The organism is Shewanella sp. TB7-MNA-CIBAN-0143 (assembly GCF_040310065.1).
Classification (GTDB): Bacteria; Pseudomonadota; Gammaproteobacteria; order Enterobacterales; family Shewanellaceae; genus Shewanella.
The window spans coordinates 179,965-203,854 of the sequence record NZ_JBEOPL010000003.1; the positions used below are offsets into that span (position 1 = coordinate 179,965).

24 protein-coding genes are annotated in these 23,890 nt (G+C 41.7%); 12 read left to right on the forward strand and 12 right to left on the reverse strand.

The window, feature by feature from the left end:
* Positions 1–228 precede the first annotated feature (228 nt).
* From AAEY97_RS03640 to AAEY97_RS03650, 3 genes are all read right to left on the reverse strand, one after another.
* A complete protein-coding gene (locus AAEY97_RS03640; protein WP_101084931.1) occupies positions 229–1,629 on the reverse strand; it encodes an ATP-binding protein in 1,401 nt (466 codons plus the stop codon).
* Positions 1,629–2,315, reverse strand: a complete 687-nt coding sequence (locus AAEY97_RS03645; protein ID WP_059745835.1) for a response regulator — start codon at positions 2,313–2,315, stop codon at positions 1,629–1,631. The genes AAEY97_RS03640 and AAEY97_RS03645 overlap by 1 nt, the downstream gene beginning before the upstream one ends.
* A gap of 116 nt (positions 2,316–2,431) precedes the next feature.
* Complete coding sequence (locus AAEY97_RS03650) at positions 2,432–3,859, reverse strand: thioredoxin family protein (RefSeq protein ID WP_350996660.1); 1,428 nt, start codon at positions 3,857–3,859, stop codon at positions 2,432–2,434.
* 275 nt (positions 3,860–4,134) lie between these two features.
* On the opposite strand from AAEY97_RS03650, the gene AAEY97_RS03655 reads away from it, so the two are divergent.
* Both AAEY97_RS03655 and fieF read left to right on the forward strand, forming a co-directional pair.
* Positions 4,135–4,626 carry a Spy/CpxP family protein refolding chaperone gene (locus AAEY97_RS03655; RefSeq protein WP_350996663.1) on the forward strand — a complete coding sequence of 164 codons (492 nt, stop codon included), beginning with the start codon at positions 4,135–4,137 and terminating at the stop codon, positions 4,624–4,626.
* Between the two features lie 201 nt (positions 4,627–4,827).
* Positions 4,828–5,697 carry a cation efflux pump FieF gene (gene fieF / locus AAEY97_RS03660; protein ID WP_101084934.1) on the forward strand — a complete coding sequence of 290 codons (870 nt, stop codon included), beginning with the start codon at positions 4,828–4,830 and terminating at the stop codon, positions 5,695–5,697.
* Positions 5,698–5,771: 74 nt separating this feature from the next.
* Here the strand turns inward: fieF and AAEY97_RS03665 are convergent, their stop codons facing one another.
* Entirely contained in the window at positions 5,772–6,284 is a 513-nt protein-coding gene (locus AAEY97_RS03665) for a gluconokinase (protein WP_350996666.1), read from the reverse strand.
* A gap of 139 nt (positions 6,285–6,423) precedes the next feature.
* Between AAEY97_RS03665 and AAEY97_RS03670 the strand changes: the two genes are divergently transcribed.
* Positions 6,424–7,800: a GntP family permease gene (locus AAEY97_RS03670; RefSeq protein WP_162022108.1), complete on the forward strand. Its 1,377-nt coding sequence runs from the start codon at positions 6,424–6,426 to the stop codon at positions 7,798–7,800.
* A 115-nt stretch (positions 7,801–7,915) separates the two neighbouring features.
* Here AAEY97_RS03670 and AAEY97_RS03675 read toward each other — a convergent pair whose 3' ends face one another.
* The 6 genes from AAEY97_RS03675 to typA all read right to left on the reverse strand — a co-directional run bounded on the left by AAEY97_RS03675 (position 7,916) and on the right by typA (position 15,157).
* On the reverse strand, positions 7,916–9,145 hold the full coding sequence (locus AAEY97_RS03675; protein ID WP_350996669.1) for a sensor domain-containing diguanylate cyclase: 1,230 nt from the start codon (positions 9,143–9,145) through the stop codon (positions 7,916–7,918).
* A 223-nt stretch (positions 9,146–9,368) separates the two neighbouring features.
* Positions 9,369–10,781 carry a nitrogen regulation protein NR(I) gene (gene glnG / locus AAEY97_RS03680; RefSeq protein ID WP_350996672.1) on the reverse strand — a complete coding sequence of 471 codons (1,413 nt, stop codon included), beginning with the start codon at positions 10,779–10,781 and terminating at the stop codon, positions 9,369–9,371.
* 36 nt (positions 10,782–10,817) lie between these two features.
* A complete protein-coding gene (gene glnL, locus AAEY97_RS03685) occupies positions 10,818–11,855 on the reverse strand; it encodes a nitrogen regulation protein NR(II) (protein WP_101084938.1) in 1,038 nt (345 codons plus the stop codon).
* Between the two features lie 139 nt (positions 11,856–11,994).
* Positions 11,995–12,519 carry a DUF4124 domain-containing protein gene (locus AAEY97_RS03690; RefSeq protein ID WP_162022110.1) on the reverse strand — a complete coding sequence of 175 codons (525 nt, stop codon included), beginning with the start codon at positions 12,517–12,519 and terminating at the stop codon, positions 11,995–11,997.
* Between the two features lie 130 nt (positions 12,520–12,649).
* Positions 12,650–12,961 (reverse strand): pyrimidine/purine nucleoside phosphorylase, encoded by a 312-nt coding sequence (gene ppnP, locus AAEY97_RS03695; RefSeq protein ID WP_011635813.1) that lies wholly within the window; start codon positions 12,959–12,961, stop codon positions 12,650–12,652.
* Between the two features lie 384 nt (positions 12,962–13,345).
* Complete coding sequence (gene typA / locus AAEY97_RS03700; RefSeq protein WP_101084940.1) at positions 13,346–15,157, reverse strand: translational GTPase TypA; 1,812 nt, start codon at positions 15,155–15,157, stop codon at positions 13,346–13,348.
* A 480-nt stretch (positions 15,158–15,637) separates the two neighbouring features.
* Between typA and glnA the strand changes: the two genes are divergently transcribed.
* From glnA to AAEY97_RS03720, 4 genes are all read left to right on the forward strand, one after another.
* Complete coding sequence (glnA, locus tag AAEY97_RS03705) at positions 15,638–17,047, forward strand: glutamate--ammonia ligase (protein WP_101084941.1); 1,410 nt, start codon at positions 15,638–15,640, stop codon at positions 17,045–17,047.
* Between the two features lie 68 nt (positions 17,048–17,115).
* Positions 17,116–17,730 carry a diguanylate cyclase domain-containing protein gene (locus AAEY97_RS03710; RefSeq protein WP_350996675.1) on the forward strand — a complete coding sequence of 205 codons (615 nt, stop codon included), beginning with the start codon at positions 17,116–17,118 and terminating at the stop codon, positions 17,728–17,730.
* Positions 17,731–17,774: 44 nt separating this feature from the next.
* Positions 17,775–18,323, forward strand: a complete 549-nt coding sequence (locus AAEY97_RS03715) for a type II secretion system protein (RefSeq protein WP_162022113.1) — start codon at positions 17,775–17,777, stop codon at positions 18,321–18,323.
* 192 nt (positions 18,324–18,515) lie between these two features.
* On the forward strand, positions 18,516–18,986 hold the full coding sequence (locus tag AAEY97_RS03720; RefSeq protein ID WP_101084943.1) for an Lrp/AsnC family transcriptional regulator: 471 nt from the start codon (positions 18,516–18,518) through the stop codon (positions 18,984–18,986).
* A 114-nt stretch (positions 18,987–19,100) separates the two neighbouring features.
* On the opposite strand, the gene AAEY97_RS03725 is transcribed toward AAEY97_RS03720, so the two are convergent.
* Both AAEY97_RS03725 and AAEY97_RS03730 read right to left on the reverse strand, forming a co-directional pair.
* Positions 19,101–19,748 (reverse strand): DUF2959 domain-containing protein, encoded by a 648-nt coding sequence (locus AAEY97_RS03725; RefSeq protein WP_011635819.1) that lies wholly within the window; start codon positions 19,746–19,748, stop codon positions 19,101–19,103.
* A 63-nt stretch (positions 19,749–19,811) separates the two neighbouring features.
* A complete protein-coding gene (locus tag AAEY97_RS03730; protein WP_101084944.1) occupies positions 19,812–20,036 on the reverse strand; it encodes a hypothetical protein in 225 nt (74 codons plus the stop codon).
* Between the two features lie 105 nt (positions 20,037–20,141).
* On the opposite strand from AAEY97_RS03730, the gene AAEY97_RS03735 reads away from it, so the two are divergent.
* The 5 genes from AAEY97_RS03735 to AAEY97_RS03755 all read left to right on the forward strand — a co-directional run bounded on the left by AAEY97_RS03735 (position 20,142) and on the right by AAEY97_RS03755 (position 23,883).
* A complete protein-coding gene (locus tag AAEY97_RS03735; RefSeq protein WP_101084945.1) occupies positions 20,142–21,113 on the forward strand; it encodes a virulence factor BrkB family protein in 972 nt (323 codons plus the stop codon).
* Positions 21,114–21,263: 150 nt separating this feature from the next.
* Positions 21,264–21,701, forward strand: a complete 438-nt coding sequence (dtd, locus tag AAEY97_RS03740) for a D-aminoacyl-tRNA deacylase (protein ID WP_101084946.1) — start codon at positions 21,264–21,266, stop codon at positions 21,699–21,701.
* 69 nt (positions 21,702–21,770) lie between these two features.
* Positions 21,771–22,265, forward strand: a complete 495-nt coding sequence (locus tag AAEY97_RS03745) for a thioesterase domain-containing protein (protein WP_335692101.1) — start codon at positions 21,771–21,773, stop codon at positions 22,263–22,265.
* A gap of 153 nt (positions 22,266–22,418) precedes the next feature.
* Positions 22,419–23,012 (forward strand): FMN-dependent NADH-azoreductase, encoded by a 594-nt coding sequence (locus AAEY97_RS03750; RefSeq protein ID WP_350996680.1) that lies wholly within the window; start codon positions 22,419–22,421, stop codon positions 23,010–23,012.
* 259 nt (positions 23,013–23,271) lie between these two features.
* A complete protein-coding gene (locus tag AAEY97_RS03755) occupies positions 23,272–23,883 on the forward strand; it encodes an SCO family protein (protein ID WP_350996683.1) in 612 nt (203 codons plus the stop codon).
* The last annotated feature ends 7 nt before the right edge of the window (positions 23,884–23,890 follow it).

The window sequence follows — 23,890 nt, forward strand, 5'->3', positions numbered from 1 at the left end:
AAGCGGCTCAGGCTGCTCACATTTATCGGAAAATGTTGCCAGTTAGGGGTAATTTTTACCTAGTAATGACATGTTTATCAATAATGTGCTTTACGCTGTGTCGTCTATTAAGCTGAGCTAGCTGTTTATTGATACTCGTTTTTTCCCTGCGTATGCAGCGGTTATGGACAATGCCATTACTCAGTTCGATTAGAATATAAGAGGTTGAAGTTTGTCTTTTTATATCGACTAGCTAACCGGTAAACTGATACTGAGCTTAAGGCCTTCGCGCTTTCCTGTTGGGCCGATAAGGTTTTCTGCCACTATACTGCCTTGGTGTAACGTAATGGCGGCTTGAGTGATTGCCAAGCCCAAACCCCAACCGCCGCTTTGCCTGTCTCTGGCAGTGTCGGGGCGATAGAAAGGTTTAAATATAGCTTCGAGTTCTTGTGGCTCTATACCTGGACCGTCGTCTTCCACCGTTATCAATATGTGCTTGCCAACTTGGGCTGCACTAATGGTTATCTGACTATTGGCATAGTAAATAGCATTACGCAGCAGATTTTCTATGGCGCGCGAGAGTGTCTTTGGGTGAAAAGGTAATAGCAGCGCCTCTGGTATATCAATTTGTAATAGTTTGCCTTGCTGCTCGGCTTCAAATTCGGCGTCATCTAACACTTGGCTTAAAGATTCTGCTAATTCGAGTACGACTTTATTTTCATGACTGGCCAAGCTTACCCGAGATAGAGTGAGCAACTCGCTTATTAGCGCTTCGAGTTGTAAGGCTTCATAGCCGATACGTTCTAGCTCTTCACTTTGCTGCCCTTTTTTACGGCCTAACGCTAAGGCTAATTGCAGCCTAGTGAGTGGTGTGCGCAGTTCATGAGATATGTCGCCCATTAATCGTTGCTGATTGTTAATCATGGTTTGTACGGCATCGGCCATGCCGTTGAAAGCCTGTGCCAATTGGCCCATTTCATCGCGACGATTTGCGGTAGCTGCATCAACTCTGCTAGATAAATCACCTCTAGCGAGGGCATTGGCACTGTGTTTTAGCGAACGTAATGGCTTACCCAAATACCATGCGAGTAAACCGCATAATAAGCCTGACAATAATATGGCTAAGCCTGCGGTCAGTAATTTATTGTCGGCAAAGAAGAAGAACCACGGCCGTGGATGATTATCGGGGAAACGACCAAATAATTGATACGGTTTGCTGTTGACCTCAAAAGAATACGGGCCAAAAATAAGCTCATCTCTAAATTGATGGCTGATCGGTTGGTCTGCTTCTTCTGCCATGAGTTGAAAACGTCTAAATCCACGCGATACTCGTTTGGTATTTAATACTTGGCCTTCGCCATCAGTTAAATATAAACGCAATGGGCCGCCATTATGGTTTCTATCACCTTCTTTATTGCGGCTACGGTGCAGACGTTGAAGGTTTTTACCTTCGAGCAATTGAGGTTGCTCTTGTATCCGTTCTGCAACGTTTTTAAGCACTCGCTCAAGGCTGGCAGGTAATGGCGAACGATCATGGTTTTGTTGCAGTAATGGCAATAAAGACACCAGTGCAATAATCAATGAACTGCATAGCCAAAAGCCTAACAATAATTTAAAAAATAGCCCGTTAAATGGATTGTTCTTTAGCATTACGGTATCCAAATATAACCTTTACCGCGCAGGGTTTTGACGCGTGGACGGCCATCTTGGCGCTCTGGTAGTTTCTTGCGTAAGTTAGACAAATGCATATCTAAGCTACGATCAAATGGCATTAACTTTTTGCCTAATACGTTTTCGCTTAATGATTCTTTGGTGACCAGTTCGCCTGACTTTTCGATTAAATGAAACAGCAGTGAAAATTCGGTGCCAGTGAGAATGATTAGTTGCTCATTGCAATAGGTTTCTTGGCGGGTAGGGTCGAGACGTAAATCACCAAACTGCATCATTTCATTGGCTTGGCTATCTTGCTGAGTGGTTTGTGCTCGACGTAATATGGCTCTAATTCGAGCCACTAACTCGCGGTCATTAAAGGGTTTTGGCAAATAGTCATCGGCACCAATTTCAAGGCCGACAACTCGGTCAATTTCATCACCGCGAGCGGTTAGCATTAATACCGGTGTTTGCTTGCGTTGGCGTAAAGCACGCAAGACTTCAAAACCATTCAGTTTAGGCAGCATCACGTCAAGAAGGATTAAATCGAAGTCTTGCTGTTGCGCCATCATCAGCCCTTGCTCACCATCATAAGCTTGGGTTAATACAAAGCCTTCCAACTCAAGTAATTGGCTGAGTAGATCGGATAAACCAATATCATCGTCGATCAGTAAAATACGATTCATAACTTTCCTCTGGCACAAAGAAAATCTGTATGTTGAAGCTAACATACAGATTTTTCGATCAATTAAGCTTATCTTATGCCAAGATTAAATCATATCAACATTGCACAGTTTTACATTTATCCTGCTTTATTTTGCACTATGTAGCGTTTAATTCTGGCAATAATAAAGGTCAGTACAATAGACCCCAAAATCAGACCTACAGAAAAGACCGCATTTTGCAGTGAGTTAGGGTTAAACACTAACATGCTGCCTAAACCTAACATCATAATACCTGACATCAGTTTAAGTACTTCGCCTTCTTTTTCGGTCAGTTTGCGTTTACCTAAGGTCATTGAGAATACAATCACAATAGCGGCAAGTGGAATAACGTAAACCACATTATAAGCGATGAGGTATAAGTAACGCTGCATGGTATCGAGATCTGATAACGACAACACTGAGGTGTAAATCATTGGAAAACCTGCGGTGCAAAGCAGTTCATAGGTGTTAGCTAAAATAGCCAGAATCGTTGAGCCTAAAATCATTGTCGGTAACGAGCTGGCTTTAGATAATTTACCCATACGCTTAATCAGCGAGCCACGATTTTCAACTGACATTGAAAGGCTAACGTCGCCACGGCCGTAAAAGTAATCTTTTATATTCACTATGGCCGCAATCAATGCCAATACCCCCGCACAAGTGATAATGATACCGCCATCACCGCCGCCAAGTAATTGGAATAAGTTAAGCCAGGCGCTCATAAATATAAAGTAGATAAAGCCTGAGAAGAATACAAAAATACCGCCTACCAATAACATACGTTTGCGGCTGCCTGCATTAACCATGATGCTCAGTAAAAACAGCAACACGAAAAATGCGCAAGGATTAAAAGCATCGACACCAGCGAGTACTAAGGTGAGCACTGGCAATGACATTTCTTCAGGGTGCACCGCACCAATGAGTGGAATGTCGACAGGCTGAACAGTTGGTATAGGGGTAATGTCACTGGCTTGGTCAAATGACATGCCACACGAACCTTCGGCTTCTGGGTCGTCACTCGTGTCACTACAGGTTTCAAATAATGGTGCGCTTACCACTGGCGTAGCGCCTAAAAAATCATCGAGCTTATTACCAATATCTGCTTTACCACCTTGGTGTTGATAGCAGTTAACTAAGCGCTCTAGGATGTAACGCCCTGTGACATCATGGCTGTTATAGCCAACAACGGCCTCGCCACAAATGGCAAAGTAGGGCACCGATTTAGGTTCAACACCAGTGTGTTGGCCCATTTCCATGAGTTTATCGACATTGCCGGGTTCGCTAATGGCGTAGTCGTGTAATTCTATCCAGTCAAAACGTTCGCCTAAAGCATCAATAAAAGGATGCGCTTCACGACAATGAGGACAGGTTTTAGACCAAAAGAAATGCAGTTTAACCACAGGCTGCTGGTTTTGCTGAGTATACCAAAGTGAGTCGTCTGTTGAGGCCGCGGTACTGGCTATTGAGCTGGGTGCCAATATCAGTACACAAAGAAGTAACAGTAATTGGCCAATCAATCGGTTCATAATGTATTCCATTAAAGCGCTAATAGTTAGATTTTATGCCCTAATATGAATACTGTAAGGATCAAGTCTGAATTACGTTAACTGGCTCGCATTACTGCGATTTTTATCATTCAATATGCCAACTTGATCATGAATTACTGGCGCTAAAGTGCTATGAAAACGTTCTTTACATAGGTTTACTCAGTCTTAACCCTCATTGACATTGCATTCGGTAAACTGAGTATCAAATCTGCTAAGGCAGAAAATAAATCCCATTCATACCGAGGTACTTAACAATGAAAACATCATCAATCATCAAAACGAGTTTAGTTGCCTTAGTGGCAAGTTCGGCTTTATTAGCTGGCCAGTTATATGCAGTTGATGCAGCTGATAACACTGTAAAAACTGAAAATGTTGCCGCTAAAGGTGACCGACATCATGGTCACAAAGGTGGCATGCATAAAATGCTTCGTAAGCTGGACTTAACTGATGCCCAAAAAGTTCAAGTAAAAGCCATCTTCGATAAGTACAAAGCTAACCGTCCTGAGCGCCCAACAAAAGAGCAGCGCGCTGAGCACCGTACAGAAATGTTAGCGTTAATCACTACCGCTGGTTTTGACGAAGCAAAAGCAACTGAAATGGCTGAAGCACAGCAACAAAAGCATTTACAAAAGATGCTGACGCATTTGAAAATGCAAAACGAAATTTATCAATTATTAACGCCTGAACAGCAACAAACGTTTCAAGATAAATTTAAGCTAGGCAAAGGCCACAAACCGCGCCGTTAATGATTAACTGATACAACATCAGGTTAAATAGATAAAAGCCATTACCTTGGGGTAATGGCTTTTTTATTCATGCAAGTTTGCTAATGGTCACACTTTGCATAAGACCAGCAGCGACTTTAGTAAACTTTATCCTAATCGAGCAATGAACTTGCTATAGTAATAGCAGATAAATCATCAGTTAAATGAGCCGACAATTCTTATATGAGTACCTCTTCTGAATATGACTTTTGGGTCAAATTAGCTAGCCGCGCGTCGGTGGCTACTGCGCTGTGTCTTATTGTGATTAAGTTAATCGCTTGGTTGTACTCTGGCTCGGCCAGTATGTTGGGCTCATTAACGGATTCATTTGCAGATGCACTTGCTTCGATTGTTAACTTTATTGCTATTCGGTATGCCATTGTTCCCGCGGATAAAGATCATCGTTATGGCCATGGCAAAGCTGAACCATTAGCAACGTTAGCCCAAGCGGCCTTTATTTTAGGTTCGGCATCGTTATTATTATTGTATGGCGGCGAAAAGCTGATTCATCCAGTGGCAGTCACCAATGCTATGAGTGGCATAGTGGTGTCGATTATTGCCATTGTGCTGACATTTGCACTCGTTTTACTGCAACGACATGCGTTGAAAAAAACCAATAGCTCTTTGGTTGAAGCCGATTCATTGCATTATAAGTCTGACTTGTTATTGAATGCAGCGGTGTTGTTTGCGCTAATATTAGCGCAATATGGCTGGTGGTGGGCCGATGGTTTGTTTGCGGTGTTTATTGCATTGTTTATTGGTAATCAAGCACTCGGTTTAGGTTATCGTTCAATTCAGAGTTTACTTGACCGCGAGTTAGACAACGAGACTCGTGACAAGATTAAAGCCTTGGCCAAGCAAGACCCTCGGGTTCAAGGTATTCACGATTTACGTACTCGCCAAGCAGGTAAAACCACATTTATTCAATTGCACATGGAATTAGCCGGTAACTTGTCTTTGCATGATGCTCATGAAATAGCAGATAAAGCGGGTATGACGATTAAAGCGGCGTTTGATGATGCTGAAGTGATTATTCACCAAGACCCGGTGTGATAGAGATGAATGGGGATGACAAATGCCAGCTCAGCAATACGTGCGATTAAGCTGACACAGGTTAGATATGGAGATTAAAATCCCAGAGCGTTAAATTGCGCCAAAGCCTGCTTTACTATGTCTGTAATACTGGTGTTAATATCGACAGTCACCACTAATGGCTCATTAGTGGGTTCTTCTAATGTGGCAAACTGGCTGTCGACCATGTTTTGTTTCATAAAGTGACCTTTTCTGGCCATTATTCGTGCCAAAATCAATTCATAGCTACCCTGCAAATATAAAAAACCGACCTGTTGATTACCTTGCCGAATTAGATCCCGATAGGATTTTTTTAGTGCAGAACAACCAATAATCACGGTTTTATTTTGGTTGTTAAATTCTAAAGCTAGATCACCAATACGCGATAACCAAGGTGCTCTATCAGCATCATTTAGAGGTTCTCCTCGGGCCATTTTTTCTATGTTGGCCTGGGGGTGAAGATCGTCACCGTCTACAAAAGTGGCATTCATCATTTTTGCTAACAGTTCACCTACGCTGCTTTTACCACATGCGCACACACCCATTACAATAATGCATTTTCCTGTCATTCTATTACCATTCCTTAATATAAGCTTATATAATTAAAGGCTTATTTTTTCGTAACTCAGTTTATAACTTGAGTTTACTGATCTCATTAAGGTTTGTGAATTCGAATGAGCACTCTCATTAATCACTTTGGAATATAGTATGGACACAATGGTACAAATCGCAGACCCGACCTACTTGTTGATGATAGCTGCACTCGCCATTATCGCGTTATTGATCCTAATTATTAAAATGAAATTGCATGCTTTTGTATCGTTAACATTAGTCTGCGTGGCCACTGCACTGGCAAGTGGCATTAGCAGTGATCAAGTAGTGCCGACTATGATGGCGGGTTTTGGTGGCACCTTGGCTTCAGTTGCCTTATTAGTCGGCCTTGGCGCTATGATAGGTAAGATTTTAGAGGTCACTGGCGGTGCTAAAGTGCTTGCCGATACCTTGATTAGCCGCTTTGGTGAAGATAAAGCGCCGCTAGCGTTAGGTATCGCTTCGCTGTTGTTTGGTTTTCCAATATTTTTTGATGCTGGCTTAATGGTAATGATGCCTATTATTTTTAGCGTGGCTAAACGCTTTGGCGACTCACCACTTAAGTATGCTTTACCGTCTGCGGGTGCATTTGCGGTGATGCATGCTTTTGTACCGCCACACCCTGGACCGGTAGCGGCTGCAGACTTACTTGGCGCCAACATTGGTTTATTGCTATTTGTTGGCATGATGGTGGCAATCCCTACATGGTATATCGGCGCTTACTTATTTGGTTTATATGCAGGCAAAAAATTTGATATTCCCGTATCGAAAGTTTTCTTCAGCACCGCACCTATTATCGATGTCGACAAGATCCCCAAGTTTGCTACAGTGATGTCGATTCTGGTGTTACCTGTGATACTCATTTTTATGGATACGGGGTTAAATACCTTAGCGGTAGCAGGAGTTATTGATGGTAAGTTGCCATTAGTTCAATTACTGCGAATGCTGGGTAAGACGCCCATCGCATTGCTGATTACCTTATTAGTGTGTTTGGTGGTCTTTGCTAAAGACTACGGCATGCAACCGCTTGAAAAACTGTGTGGCGATTCATTAGGGCCAATTTGTGCGGTGATATTAGTCACGGGTGCTGGTGGCATGTTTGGTGGTGTGTTACGTGCCAGTGGTATAGGCCAAGCGTTAGCGGATGCATTATCCGATACCGGTATGCCGTTAATTGTGGCCGCATTTGTTATTGCCACCTGTTTGCGGGTGGCGCAAGGTTCTGCAACTGTGGCATTAACCACTACAGCTGCATTAATTGCGCCCATGGTTGCGGCAACGGCTGGATTAAGCGCTGCTGATTTATGTTTTATTGTGATTGCCATTGCTGGTGGTTCAACGGTGTTATCGCACTTTAATGATTCCGGTTTTTGGCTGGTAGGGCGTTTGATGGAAATGGACGAGAAAACCACGTTAAAAACATGGACAGTGATGGAAACCTTACTCGGCACCATAGCTTTTATCATTGTTGGTATCTTGAGCATACTGTTTTAAATATCAATCGGTTATCATTAACAGTGATGAATTGACGTTTTAATACTAACAAAGCCGCAATAGCGGATTTTTTAGCCAGAAGATTGGCTTAATTTAGTGTATTTATGACTCTAGGTTATGCAAACACTAGCTGGCTAGTGATTTGTGATCGGGCTTGTTCTAACGCTGAATCTGCACGCAAAATAAGGCGGTCGATAGTGTCGTCAGCTTGCCAGTTAGATAACCCGACACAGGCACTAAAGCGAATGTGCTTACCGCTTTCTGGTTCGATTAGCTCCGTATGTTCGATACTATGACGAATACTCTCGGCTATTTTTAGTGCAATATTTTTGCTGCTAGCTTGAATGATGGCAATAAATTCATCACCGCTCCAACGGGCGATTAAGTCAGTTTCAGCAAGCTTACTTTGGCAATGCTGAGCAAAGTGAATCAACGCTTTATCACCCATATCATGGCCAAACAAATGGTTAATTTGCTTTAAGTCATCTATACCCATTAAGACACAATAAAGGTGTTCATGCACAAGGGTGCTATGGGTCATTAATTGCTGACCAAAATGGATTAAGCCTCGTCGATTAAGGGCTTTTGTGAGGTAATCAACATAGATTTGTTTATCGAGTTTGTCTTTTAATAAATAAGATTCGGTGACATCGATCATGGTAACTTGAATAGCGGGTTGTTGCTCCCAACTGATCACCGTCTCAATTAATTTCACCCATATGATACGACCGCTAAGGTGTAGGCATTTGATTTCAACAGGATGAGGTTTAACTTTATTCGCGAGTAACGCAGCGTTAGCGTCTAGGCGCTGTTCTTGATAGCTTGGTTCAATCACATCCAAAATTGAGGCGAGTGACATAATACTTTGGGTATTAGGGTAACCGAATAGTTGTGCTAATGTCTGATTGCAATACAGCGGGCTAAAGTTGCGATGTACTAATATGCCTTGTACAGATCCATTGACTAATTGCTGATAGCGACTTTCACTTTGTACTAAAGCTTGTTTAAGTGTTGTAGATTCAGTTAAATCCACAATCGTGATTTGTAGGGCTGATCGTCCTTGCCATTCAACTATGTGTTCAATAGCTAATATATTGAGTTTCAAACCTAAACGGTTACGGTTAATGTAGCTGCGTACCTGAGGTTTTTCTATACCACTCATTAATGCGTAGTAAGTGTGTGTGGCTACATCCTGTAGTTCGGGATCGATTAACTCTAGAACACTCTTTAGCGCTAAAATATCTTGAGCTGTATTATAACCGAAGATTTTTGCATAATTATCATCGGCATAAAGTGGTATAAAATCTTGATGAATAACTACACCATAATGAGCATCAAAATCCAAAATCGTTCCTTGTTTGAATGTTATATTTTAATGTAGCATTTTTGCTCGATAAATATTCTAGCGCTTTTGGTTATTTGTACCCTGATGTGATGTGTAAACTGGGCAAACTCGGTAATATGAGATCATCTTCGCACTTACCGTTGTTAAGATCATAGCATTTTCATAAAAGTGTCATTGCCATAATGTTATTACATCATTATGGCTCCCCTGCGTCGTTTCGTTTTTAGTCCATCGACAGTTCTTTTAATTTACGCGTTAGGGTATTACGACCCCAACCTAGACGTTTAGCGGCTTCTTGTTTATGGCCTTGAGTATGTCTTAGTGCTGTTTCAAGTAAAATACGTTCAAATTCAGGTTGCACTTCAGTGAGTAAATCACTTTCACCTGCAGCCAGCTTTTCATCAATCCAATCAGTTAATGCGGTTTGCCAGTCACTTGCTCCAGCTTGTTTCTGCTGGATTGCTACTGGGTCTTTAAGCAATTCTGGTGGTAAATCTTGCGGTAAAATTTCTTGTCCGGACGCCATTACGGTTAACCAACGACAAGTATTCTCAAGTTGGCGAACATTACCCGGCCAAGGAAGGTTAGCCAATTTTACCGCGGTTTCTTTAGTGAGTATTTTGGGTTCAACGCCAATCTCTTTCGCTGCGGTGCTTAAAAAGTGATTGGCGAGTTGGGCAATGTCTTCACGGCGCTGCGATAATGGCGGTAAGTGTACTCTGATCACATTGAGGCGATGAAACAAATCTTCGCGGAAGGTGCCTTTTTGCACCTGCACCTCAAGATTTTGATGCGTCGCAGCAATAATACGTACATCAACTTGCACTGCTTGATGACCGCCGACACGATAGAACTGGCCGTCGGCAAGGACTCGTAATAATCGCGTTTGCACATCGATTGGCATGTCACCGATTTCATCTAAAAATAGCGTGCCACCATTGGCTTGTTCAAAACGACCTTGGCGCACGTTGGCGGCACCAGTAAAGGCGCCTTTTTCATGGCCAAAGAGTTCAGATTCAATCAAATCTTTTGGGATGGCAGCCATATTTAATGCAATAAAGGGTTTGTCCTTACGCGGGCTGTGTTTGTGCAATGCACCAGCGACTAATTCTTTACCAGTACCAGATTGGCCATTGATGAGCACACTGATAGATGAGCGAGATAATCGGCCTATGGCACGAAACACTTCTTGCATTGCCGGGGCTTCACCAATAATTTCAGGGGTTTTTATGGTGGTATCAATAACGGGTTGTGGTGCTTGCTCTGTTGCATGTGTGAGTGCGCGTTCAACTAAATTAATGGCTTCATCAATATCAAATGGTTTTGGTAGGTATTCAAATGCACCTGCTTGATATGCGCTCACGGCACTGTCTAAGTCTGAGTGGGCGGTCATGATGATCACTGGAATATGTGGATAATGCAGTTGTAAGCGATCAAGCAAGGTTAAGCCATCAGTACCTGGCATGCGGATGTCAGACACGATGACTTGAGGTTGTGATGCTTCTAAAGCTTGCCACAAGGATTCTGCAGCAGCAAAGCTAGCCGTTGACAGTGATGCGCCTTTAAGGGCTTTTTCGAGTACCCAACGGATCGAACTATCATCATCGAGGATCCAAACTTGTTCACTAATGTTCATGTTACTACCTCATTCTGCCTACAAAGGGCATGCTAGTTATTGTAATGGCAGGTTAATAATAAATTCGGTATGCCCTGGTGCCGAAACACAATCAATGCGACCGCCGTGTAATCGGGCAATGTTATGCGCAATGGATAATCCTAACCCTGAACCTTCGTCACGTCCGGTGACCATAGGGTAGAAAAGGGTATCCATTAACTCAGCAGGAATACCGGGGCCGTTATCAATAATGGATAAGGCGAGTACCACTTTATAGCGCTGTGTTCCAATGGTGACTTGATGTTGAGTGCGAGTGCGAATGACAATATCGCCACCACAATGTTCTAACGCTTGTATCGCATTTTGGACAATATTCAATACGGCTTGCTGCATTTGATCTGGATCCATCTGAATATCTGGAATCGATGGATCATAATCTCGTTTTAAGCAGATATTGTCTGGCAGTGCCATTTCGACTAACTTAAGCACTTTTTGAATCACTTGATGGATATTGTGTTCAGCATGCTGCGTTGGTCGTTGCGGGCCAAGTAAACGGTCGACTAAATTACGTAATCTATCTGCTTGTTCGATAATCAGACTGGTAAATTCTTTTAATTCGGGCGAGTCGAGCTCTCGCGATAACAACTGCGCAGCGCCTCTAAGGCCGCCCAGCGGGTTTTTAATTTCATGGGCTAAGTTACGTACCAAAAACTGTGCAGCTTGCTGTTGGGCGTCCATGTTAAGCTGCTGATGAATGCGACGTTGTTGGTCTACTTGACGTAACTCTAAAATGCTGAGGTTATTGTCATTTTCAATTGGCATCAAGGTGATATCAATGGTGTGATGTTGGCCGTCTAGGGTGATTAATGCGGCGGTATTGACCGTGAGTCCCTGGCCGGCATTAATGGCATCGCGTAGTAATTGTGGCTCAACCCCCATCAGTTGATAAAGCTCAGGAAGCGTTTGCTCGAGTAGCTTATGGTTACCTACTCCCAATAATTGTGCGGCCGCGGCATTAGCATAGCTCGGCTTGAGCTCGTTATTAATAACAAGCACTGCGGTGACTAAGTGATTGAGAAGGTTATTTGTGTCCATTAGCCGTCCTAGTATAGGGTTGCACCATTATAATGCACCACTTTGGTGCATATCACAACCCGGAACACACAAGCACTTTGTAAGATAAATAGTCACGCAAAATTTCATAAGCTAATGAATAAAATGATTTTTATCTTAATCATTTAGACTTTTTTGCAGGTCCAAATACAGATGCTTGGTGAAGGAATATCTTTCTAGGAGAGCTTGATGCAAGGACTTTGCCGCTTTGTGTTACAGCGTTAACAACCAACGAGTGTTCACCTCTATTAATGCCCGTTAATTGGAATATATTCGATGCTTGAGCTGGGGCAGCGATAATACCATCGACTAATAATGTCATTAGCACGCCACGAGGTAATTGAGGGGTGACGCTCACTGACACGGTAAATGCGCCATTATTGTCACGCACAGTAGCTTCTTCTTGGGGAGAGGTAATCGAAATCGTGTAGTTAATTGATGCTTCTGTTGTTGGGATGACATTGATTTTTGTTGGGGTGTCAATCGTCATGTTGTTTTGGGTGTTTTCATTTAATTCAACAGCTTCGGCATTATTTTTTTGTTCATCTGAGTAATGAACTTTGCCATTTTCATCTACCCAACGGTATACGGTAGCAACACTTTGGGCGCTCAATAATAGCAAACTAATAAGTATGATAAGGCGCATGATGTACTCCATAAAACGACAGTTTTAATAGAGTAGACGTTTTTATAAAAAAAATCAGCTTAAACTGTTTAGTTAAGCTGAATCGAAGCGGCGATATTAAACCGCTATTGTTTATTTAGGTGCAACAACACTAGATGTATTGGCAGCAGTATTCTGAAATTTGATCTGTTCGGATACTGAAGCTCACATTTGGTGCAAGCTCAAACTGGCTTGCTTCAGCATATGCAACCCACTCAGTTTTACCCGGTAATAACACGTCAAACTTGCCAGAAATAACCTGCATTATTTCACCTTGAGCCGTTGAAAACTCATATTCACCAGGCAATACCACACCAAAAGTTTGTTTACTACCATCAGCTAATACTACGCTTCTGCTTATCACTTTACCGTTAAAATACACATTGGCTTTTTTAGCGACGCTTACCTGTTGCAACATACTCATATATTTTTCCTAAAAATGATCTTGGTTTGAATCTATCTGCGTTTACGTAAAATATCTAGTTAAATGTTTTCATGTTGTATCACGAGAGTCGCTTCGCTGCTAGAGACAGCTTCAGAAACGATAACAAGCGAACGCTGCGTGCAGTCTAGCACCTAGGCTCTTGGCTTGTCATCGCTCGTCAGCGCTTGTCATCTCAGGGATAGAGAAAGCTTCGCTGCTAAGCAGTTGACTTTATAGCCTCTAGCCGCGGAGCGTACTAGCAGCGCAGCGTCCTAGGCCTTTCGCTTTTAGCCTGTATAGACTAGACAACAAAAAGCCCAGATGCATGCATCTGGGCTTTTTAGGTCTCAATGAGTGGCAGACGTTGCCACTCATTGATGGTAATTAACTGCGGTTATTACGCTTACGCTCATTCTCAGTTAAGAATCTCTTACGAACACGGATGTTCTTAGGAGTTACTTCAACTAATTCATCATCATCGATGAATTCAAGAGCTTGCTCAAGAGTCAATGTGATAGGCGTAGTCAATACTTGTGCTTCATCAGTACCTGATGCGCGCATGTTAGTTAGCTGCTTACCTTTCAAACAGTTTACTGTCAAATCGTTAGAGCGAGCATGAATACCCACTACTTGACCTTCATACACTTCAGCAGCGTGACCAATAAACATACGACCACGGTCTTGCAAAGCAAATAGAGCGAATGTTAGTGCTTTACCTGTTGCGTTTGAAATCAATACGCCGTTAGCGCGTTGACCAATATCGCCACCTTTGTGTGGACCGTAGTGATCAAATGAATGATAAATTAGACCAGTACCAGATGTTGCTGTTAAGAATTCGGTTTGGAAACCAATTAAGCCACGGCTTGGGATAACGAAGTCGATACGTACACGACCTTTACCATCAAGCTGCATGTCTTTCATTTCGCCTTTACGAACACCTAATTTTTCAATTACGGTACCTTGATGATCTTCTTCAACGTCAACTGTTACAGTTTCGTATGGTTCATGTAGCTCACCATCGATTGTTTTTAGAATAACTTCTGGACGAGATACGGCTAATTCATAACCTTCACGACGCATGTTTTCAATTAAAATCGATAAGTGTAATTCACCACGACCTGAAACGCGGAAACGGTCTGGACTTTCTGTTTCTTCAACGCGAAGTGCTACGTTGTGAACTAATTCAGTCTGTAAACGTTCAAGAATGTTACGTGAAGTAACATACTTACCTTCTTTACCCGCGAACGGAGAAGTGTTTACTTGGAATGTCATCGTTAGTGTTGGTTCATCAACAGTTAACGGTGGCATTGCTTCTACTGCATTCACTGCACAGATAGTATCAGAGATTTTAAGCTCGCCTAAACCTGTAATAGCAACGATGTCACCAGCATTTGCAATTGGCACTTCAGTACGGTCAAGACCCATGTAACCTAATACTTGGCCCATTTTACCGTTACGTGTCTTACCGTCAGCGCCAATAATGGTCACTTGTTGGTTAGTCTTAACGCTACCACGAGTAATACGGCCAATACCGATAACACCCACGTATGAGTTATAATCGATTTGAGAAATTTGCATTTGGAATGGAGCTTCTGCATCAGCATCTGGGAAAGCTACTTTCTCAACGATAGTTTGGAATAGCGGCGTCATATCATCGCTTGCTACATCTGGATCTAACGTTGCAAAACCATTTAATGCCGAAGCATAAACGATTGGGAAATCTAGTTGTTCGTCAGTGGCACCTAAGTTAACGAATAAATCGAATACTTGGTCAATAACCCAATCTGGACGAGCACTTGGACGGTCAATTTTGTTGATAACAACAATTGGCTTAAGGCCTTGAGCGAATGCTTTCTTGGTTACAAAGCGAGTTTGTGGCATTGGGCCATCAACTGCATCAACCAACAATAATACTGAGTCAACCATAGATAGAACGCGTTCAACTTCACCACCGAAATCGGCGTGGCCAGGAGTATCTACGATATTAATACGGTAGTCGTTCCACTGGATGGCAGTGTTCTTTGCCAGAATGGTGATCCCACGTTCTTTTTCAAGATCGTTAGAATCCATAACCCGCTCAGTAGCTTCTCCACGAGATGCAAGGGTTCCTGACTGCGCCAACATTTTGTCAACCAAGGTTGTTTTGCCATGGTCAACGTGGGCAATAATGGCGATGTTACGTAAATTCTCTAGCACGGATAAACCTCTAAACCAGCAAATAAAAAAAAAGGATCTAACAGTAGTTATAGATTATAGCTACTGTAAAAAAGCGTGCCATTCTACTTCACAGCAGCTTTTGTAGATAGGATTATTTTTGAACACTTGTAAATCTATCGCTTGCTATGGATTAATAAACAGCATAAAACGTATATATATGAAGCATAACCATGGTGTAAGACAAAACTGTGACATTGGCTAAAACAGCAACATTAACATGACGCACCATTATGGACTTTTGCACCATGATGAAACATAGTGATGCACGAGGTTGGTGCAAGGTTATGGTTTAGAAGATTTGGAAACTTTCTCATCTTCATAAAATCAATTAGTTAGCGATCTGGCATGAATATCGCTTTATTGCTGATAATTATGAAAAGATTCGTTTTCCAGGTGCATCATCTGGCGAATAGCAAGATTATTTAAGGGACAACCCTTTACCCTACCGGAGGCTTGAGAATGTCAGTTGAATCAGTTTTAAAACAACTTGTAGAGTTAGAAGTTAAGTTTGTAGACTTACGCTTTACCGACACTAAAGGTAAAGAGCAGCACGTTTCTATTCCTTCTCATCAAGTAAATGAAGATTTCTTTGAAGACGGTAAAATGTTTGATGGCTCTTCAATTACAGGTTGGAAAGGCATTAATGAATCTGACATGGTGCTAATGCCAGATCCAACCACTTTCGTATTAGACCCTTTCACAGAAGAAACAACAGCGCTTATTCGTTGTGATATTTTAGAACCTGGTACTATGACAGGTTATGATCGTGACCCACGTTCAATTGCTAAAAAAGCTGAAGCTTACCTAATTTCTACTGGTATTGCTGACACAGTATTGATTGGTCCAGAGCCAGAGTTCTTCTTATTTGACGATGTCCGTTTTGGTACCGACATGTCAGGTTGTTTTGTTAAGATTGACGCAAAAGAAGCATCATGGAACTCGGCTAAGAGCTATGAAGAAGGTAACACGGGTCACCGTCCAATGGTGAAAGGTGGTTATTTCCCAGTTGCACCAGTTGATTCTTCACAAGATTTACGTTCGGCAATGTGTTTAGTACTTGAAGAAATGGGTCAAGTAGTTGAAGCGCATCACCACGAAGTAGCAACAGCGGGTCAAAACGAAATCGCAACACGTTTCAACACGTTGACTAAGAAAGCTGATGAAATTCAAATTCTAAAATACGTTGTTCATAACATGGCGCATGCTTATGGTAAGACAGCGACATTTATGCCAAAACCAATCGTTGGTGACAACGGTAGCGGCATGCACGTGCATCAGTCTTTAGCTAAAGACGGCGTAAACTTATTCGCAGGTGATAAGTATGCTGGTTTGAGTGATTTAGCGCTTTATTACATTGGCGGCATTATTAAGCATGCTCGTGCATTGAATGCGTTCACTAACCCAAGCACTAACTCTTACAAGCGTTTAGTGCCACATTTTGAAGCGCCTGTAATGCTTGCATATTCTGCACGTAACCGCAGTGCTTCAATTCGTATTCCAGTGGTACCAAGCCCTAAAGGCCGTCGTATCGAAGCGCGTTTCCCTGATCCACATGCAAACCCATACTTAGGTTTCTCAGCATTACTTATGGCTGGTCTTGATGGTATTCAAAACAAGATCCACCCAGGTGAAGCAATGGATAAAGATTTATATGACTTACCTCCTGAAGAAGCTGCTGAAATTCCACAGGTTGCAACGTCATTAGAAAACGCACTTGAACATTTACAAGCTGACCATGAGTTCTTGACTAAAGGCGGCGTATTCAGCGAAGACTTTATCCAGTCTTATATCCAACTTAAAACGGCTGAAGCAGAACGTGTTGCACGTACTACTCACCCACTTGAGTTTGAGATGTACTACAGCTTGTAATTCTTGAATACAATTGCTTAAACAAGCAAACCAATAAAAAACCCGATAATTGATTATCGGGTTTTTTTTTGCTCAAAAGAGGTGAGAATGATAGTTTTCAGCAAATGTCAGAAGAGGTGATAAACAGCCGTGAAGAGTTATCTCAACGAGTCAGAGATCGCACTGCAGATTTAGTTATTGCCAAAACTAAAGCGTTACATTTAGCCAATCATGATGTGGTGACTGGACTCGCTAATCGGTTGTCGAACAGGCAGGCAACTGAGCGTTTACGGGATAAAAAACAGCCGTTCTCAATCCTTTTTATCGATCTCGATGGATTCAAAGTCATTAATGATACTTACGGGCACGGCATTGGCGATGCTTTGTTAGTCAAAATTGGTCAACAGGTAAGTAAGTATTTGTTTCCGAGTGAAATTCTTGCGCGTTATGGTGGTGACGAGTTTGTATTACTTTTACCGAATGATATCGACAGTGACGCTGTTATGGCCACTGCCAACAGTGTTCTTAAACTGATCAAACAACCTTTTCAAATAGGCTCACATTCTTTAATCATTAGTGCATGTATTGGCGCTGCCATTTATAATGGTGTTGATAGCGATACAGATAGCTTAATCCATCGTGCTGATGTTGCGATGTATCAGGCTAAACATGCCGGCAAAAGTCAGGTGATACTGGCTGATTAATATTTTAGAATAGAGATTAATGTTATTTTTTATTTGGCTGCAGGATGTCTAAATTGATACATACATGCTCATTTAATCATGGTTGTTTTTCGTGGCGTAAGCCGCAAGGGTTTAGCTTAATAGAACTTGTGGTAGTGATTATTATTTTAGGCATTCTTGCTGTCGTGGTTGCTCCGAAATTTATCGATTTAAAAAGTAATGCTTACGCGAGCAGTATGCAGGGTGTTGCAGCAGCAATTAACAGCGGTAAAACTTTGGTCTATTCAGCTTGCGTGATAAGCGCCAGTTGCGATGAAACGGCCCCTGGAGCCAGTAATGGTTTGGGCAATAGTATTACAGTACAAGGCCAATCAGTGACTCTAGCTTACGGATATCCGCGTCATACCTCAGCAGGTATCATCAGGATGATTAACATTGCCGACAACGGTAGCGGTGGTGAATTTAACATCACAACATACGATGTTAATAATCGAAGCGGGTTACGTATTCGTCCTAATGCGGATTATGCTGCGAATAAATGTGAAATTAGATACTCTCAGCCACAAGTTGCAGGAGAGTCACCTTTAGTTGTCGTCGATATTGACGAGTGTTAAGTGCTCTTGTTATTCGCGAGTATCACCTCAAATTACCCTCTTTAGACAAATGCCATGTTAACTTTATGGCATTTATTGTTTTGTGGCTCCCATTTGCTTGAAATATTTGTGATTAACGTAAATTTGTAGAGGATTTCACTCAGGAATATGATATTTATACCGTTAATCACTCACTAAAAAGCGATTTGTTCAATGGATAAGAAAGACCTCAAGCTATTAGAAATTTTACAACGTCAGGGCCGGATGGCTGTTTCTGAATTAGCCGATAAGGTTAATATGTCGGATACTCCTTGTTTACGACGAGTCAAAAAGCTTGAACAAGATAAAGTGATTTTAGGCTATGGTGCCCAAGTTGACCCTTTTAAAGTGGGTCTTAATGTTGTGGTTTATACATCGATACGCTTAACGGAACATACTGATCAATCGACAGCGTTATTTGAGTCAACCATGGCACAATTACCTCAAGTGATGGAATGCGCCGTGGTAACTGGATCTTATGATTATATGCTCAAAATAGTCGCCAAAGATTTGGTTTCTTATGAGCAATTTATCAAAAAATCGCTCGGCAACCTCAAGTTTGTCGCCAGCATTGAAACTACAGTAGTTTTGAAGCAAATATTTAGCCGTACGGCATTGCCAGTGGACCAGTCACCGATCGAATAAGCACAAATACGCAAATAGGCACATATAAATACCCAAAAGCAGCACCTAGGCCGTCATAGACTATGACAGCATAGGTTACCGCTAAGGGCGTTAAGTTGATAGGTTAGGTAAGGTTTAACCTTGTTCCATTGAGGCAATAAACTTGTTCGATTCGGCAATCGATTTGTTCATTTCTTTAATCAGGCTAGAGATATCAGTCTGTAAATTGGCAAACTCACCTTTAATTGCACCAATAGCCTGCGCATTTAGGTTATGTTTTAAATACAGCATATTATCTTTCATCGCAGTTAGAATGGGTGGCATTTTTGCTTCTGCACGACGCATGCTTCTCACTAGCGTTTTATATGAACGCTTGGTTTCATTGAGCTTGCTGGTGCTGTTACGACGTAAACTGGCTTTGCTGATTTCTTCGATTTCAGTTTGCCATTCGTCAAATAATGCATCCGCGACATCTTCGACTTTCTCGATGCGATGACTCACTTCATCTGCTGCAGATTGAGCAGACTCATATTCATCTTTCGCTTTATTATAAGCATCTTCTAAATCGCCACCATCAAATGCCAAAAGCGCCTGCATTTCTTCCAATGCAGAGCTAAATTGCTCTTGTGCTTCTTCCTGCGACTCTTTAGCCTCTTGAACTCTATCGACCATAATGTCGCGTTTGTGGTAGCCGACTTTTTCCATTGCACCGTAATAGGCGCTTTGACAACCGCTCAACAGTAAACTGCTACTTAATAGTGCCAGTGATATCCATTTTTTCATCAATGTGTCTCTTTTATTGTGTGAGGCGAAAAGTGTCCTCGTTGAGGTTAACTACCTTATGAGTTAACTGCCTGATTTAAATTTTGCTGCGTCGATGATGCTCCATAAATGGAATAAACCACCGATAATGGCTGGGATGACCAACACAAAAAAGAAATAGCAAACAGCAGTAATGCAGAAGAATAACAAAGCCGCTAATATACGCCCTTGTAAAAGCTGACCTAGGCCTGGGAAAAATAAGCTCGCGACAGCTGCGAGTATATTACCCGCCGAACCTTGTTGTGACATCAATTTGCTCCATTATTCGATGACTAATATGTTATAACATTGTACGAAGTTAGTGACTTAATACAAATGTTATCTCCACTAACATGGTATGAAATAAGGATTATTATGCCCAAAAAGTTTGATTACAGCCCTATTGCGGCTTTTTTTAGTGGGATTTGGCAGTTTCTACTCCATCTCAAACAACGGCTTGCTGAAGACCAAATTAATATACGAGCAGGTCATTTGGCCTATGTGACCTTGTTGTCATTGGTGCCTATGTTGGCTGTCACCATGTCGATGTTATCGGCCTTTCCGGTGTTTAAAGGTATTCGCGGCAATATTGAAGGCTTTATATATAATAATTTTATACCTGCAGCGGGTGATACGGTGCAAGTGCATATCAACGAGTTTGTCGCTAATGCATCTAAAGGCACCTTTGTCGGTATTGTTGCGTTAGTGTTTGTTGCCATTATGCTGATTTCAGCTATCGATAAAGCATTGAATAACATTTGGCGAATTACCGAAAAGCGCTCTTACGTGGTGTCATTTTCGATGTACTGGATGGTGTTAACTCTAGGTCCTGTACTCATTGGTGCAAGTTTAGTGGCCACCTCTTATGTTGTTTCATTAGAGGTGGTAACAGGCAGTGAGTTGTCTGGATTAGTCCCGTGGATTGTTGAGCGTCTACCATTGCTGTTTTCTGTGGCATCTATATTACTGCTGTATATGGTCGTGCCTAACAAGAAAATCCATTTTTTACATGCTCTATTGGGAGCGATTGTAGCAGCGGTATTATTTGAAGCAGGCAAAAAGGGTTTTGCGTTTTATGTGACCCAATTTCCGAGTTATGAAGCCATTTATGGTGCACTGGCAGTAGTGCCGATTTTATTTGTATGGGTATATTTATCGTGGATGATTGTATTACTCGGTGCAGAAATTACTGCCGCACTGCCAGAGTATTTGGAAAGTTTAGCGGTCATAGCGGATGATCTTAAAGCTGAAATTTTTACAGAGACTGAGACTAAAAGCCAGAATCTGAATAATGTGCACGATCCTCTAGTGGTCGATAAATCCATTTCGTCGTCTGATAAATCTTAAGTGGCATTGGTGTTCTACGCCAATGTATTCAGTAACAACTAGTCTGTATGGGCCACAAGTAGCAAGTTATGTTGCTACCTGTGGTCTCTCAGTTGGGCTTGTTTTATTTTCTTCAATAAGCATCATCAAATAGCATAGTTTAAGGCAGTTATGATTGCATTAATTCAACGAGTTAAACGCGCGTCAGTGGCGGTCGACAATACAATAGTCGGTAAAATTGACCAAGGCTTGTTAGTATTACTAGGCATAGAGCGCGAAGATAATATTGATAAAATGGTTAAGTTAGCTACAAAAGTCATTAATTATCGGGTGTTTAGTGATGAAAACGGAAAAATGAATCTTAATCTGGCTCAAGTCGGTGGACAATTATTGGTGGTGTCGCAATTTACCTTAGCAGCAGATACCGGCAAAGGCTTAAGACCCAGTTTTTCGAGCGCTGCAACTCCTGAACAAGCCGATCGCCTTTATTTGGCTTTTGTCGAATATTGTCGCCAACAAGGGGTTATGACACAGACAGGACAATTTGGTGCAGATATGCAGGTCGAGTTGGTCAATGATGGCCCAGTGACCTTTAATCTGCAGGTATAAGGCCTTAATTTATTACCATTCTATTATTGTCAGTAGAGGTTAACCAGTCATCATCGGAGGGATGCCGTTATGTTTGATATTTCATTCACAGAAGCGCAATCAGATGCCAAGGTCAATGCTTTACTGCAGACCTTGTGTGAAACTTGGCATAGTACGATTCCTGTTAGTCAATTTATGGCCATTAAACCAGTGTTGTTTAATGGAGATAGCCTACAAGTCACTGCACCTTTAGAGCCCAACGTTAACTTACATCACACCATGTTTGCTGGCAGTATTTATACCTTAATGACATTAACAGGCTGGGGAATGGTGTGGTTACAGCAGCAATTGTCACAAGCCCATGGTGATATTGTATTAGCTGATGCAAAAGTCAGGTATTTAAAACCGGTGACTAAACAGCCCTATGCCAAAGTTATTTGGCCCTATACTGATTTGAACCCATTAAACCGAGGCCGGCGAGTCAAAATCACCTTAGAAGTGGCGTTATATTGTGATGACATTATGTGTGCTACGTTTACCGGCCAATTTGTGTCTTTACCGCCAAAAAATGGTCGCGTTGATTAACATATTCGCGTTGAACAAGTGAATATATTTCGATTTTATCGAATATAATTGCATAATTATTGCGCTATTATTCTTTTTTATAGGTCAATATACTAGCTGCATTGGTCAGGCACATAGCATATGACCCAACAAACATATGGGTGAGACTTAACAATGGCAAAAGTATTAATTTTAAAATCAAGCATTCTAGGCAGTTATTCACAGTCTTCAGCATTAGTTGATTATTTAAATCAGCAATGGAGCAGTAAAGGTGCACAAATGACAGTGCGTGATTTAGGTAAAAATACCTTGCCAATGTTAGATGGTGAGCTAGCTTCTGGTTTACGTGGCGGCGATAATCTTTCCGAACGTCAATTATCTGCAGTGGCACTATCGAATGAATTAGTCGCTGAAATTAACGATCATGACACCATTGTTATCGCAGCGCCGATGTACAACTTTGGCATACCGACAACGTTAAAAAATTGGATCGATTTTATTGCTCGTGCCGGTGTAACGTTTACTTACACCGATACCGGACCCGTTGGATTAATCAAAGGTAAGCGTGCCATTATTGTGACGACTCGTGGTGGAGCGCATAAAGGCGGGTCTACAGATCATGTTGTACCTTACTTAACAACTGTGTTGGGCTTCATTGGAATTAACAACGTCGAAACCATTTATGCTGAATCATTAAATATGGGCCCAGATGCAGCCGAAGCAGGTATTAGCCAAGCTAAGCTTGATATTGATGCAATAGCACTCTAATCATTTTATAGATGTTTAGATAACGCCACGAATTCGTATAGTTAACGCTTAATGAACCTTTGACATTTAAAGGTTCATTAAGCGTTTTTTTATTTTGTGTTTTGTTGTTATTTTATTAATCCAAAAAAGTATTTACTGCGTATAATTAATAAAACAAGTATCTAGATTGATGCCAATTTTACTTTTCAAAAATGTAGTTTCATTAACAAAAGCCTACGGGTTTACCGTTGAAAAGCCGTCATACTGTCATTTATTTTTTATGAAACTCAGAAAAATTGTCATCGCGTCAGTATTAATCTTGCTCGCTTTGAGTCTTATGCCTATATTGATGCTGATCAATCAGTGGGCTTCAGATACAGAGGCTTATGGCATTACCGGAAATGACGGCCAACAGATTCATTTTCGGTGGCAAGACGTTAATCAACAAGTTCACCAGTACCCTGCGTCCGCGGGAACATATACCTACTTATTTTTAGGCTTTTTGTTGTGCTCAGAAATTTGTCCAATACGCATTGAGCAATTAGATCAACTTGAGCAACGAATAGAGCAGGATGCTTCGATAAATAAAGCTGAGGTTCAATTTATGTTTGTGACTATCGATCCTGATAACGACACATTAGCCGTGCGCCAAGCGGTGATCGATGCACGATCTAAACGTTTTGTCAGTGCGTCATTGTCCGAGTCAGATTTACATCAACTTGAGTTACGCTTATCTGACAATATCAATCGACAACTCGCAACTATAAATCATGTAGGTAATCTATTTTTGTTGGACCTTTACGGAAAAATCGCGCGTATTTACACTGCTAAGCAGCTTTCAACATCCAAAATGCTCATCGACCTAAACCATATTATTTCAACTCAACACTAGGGATATG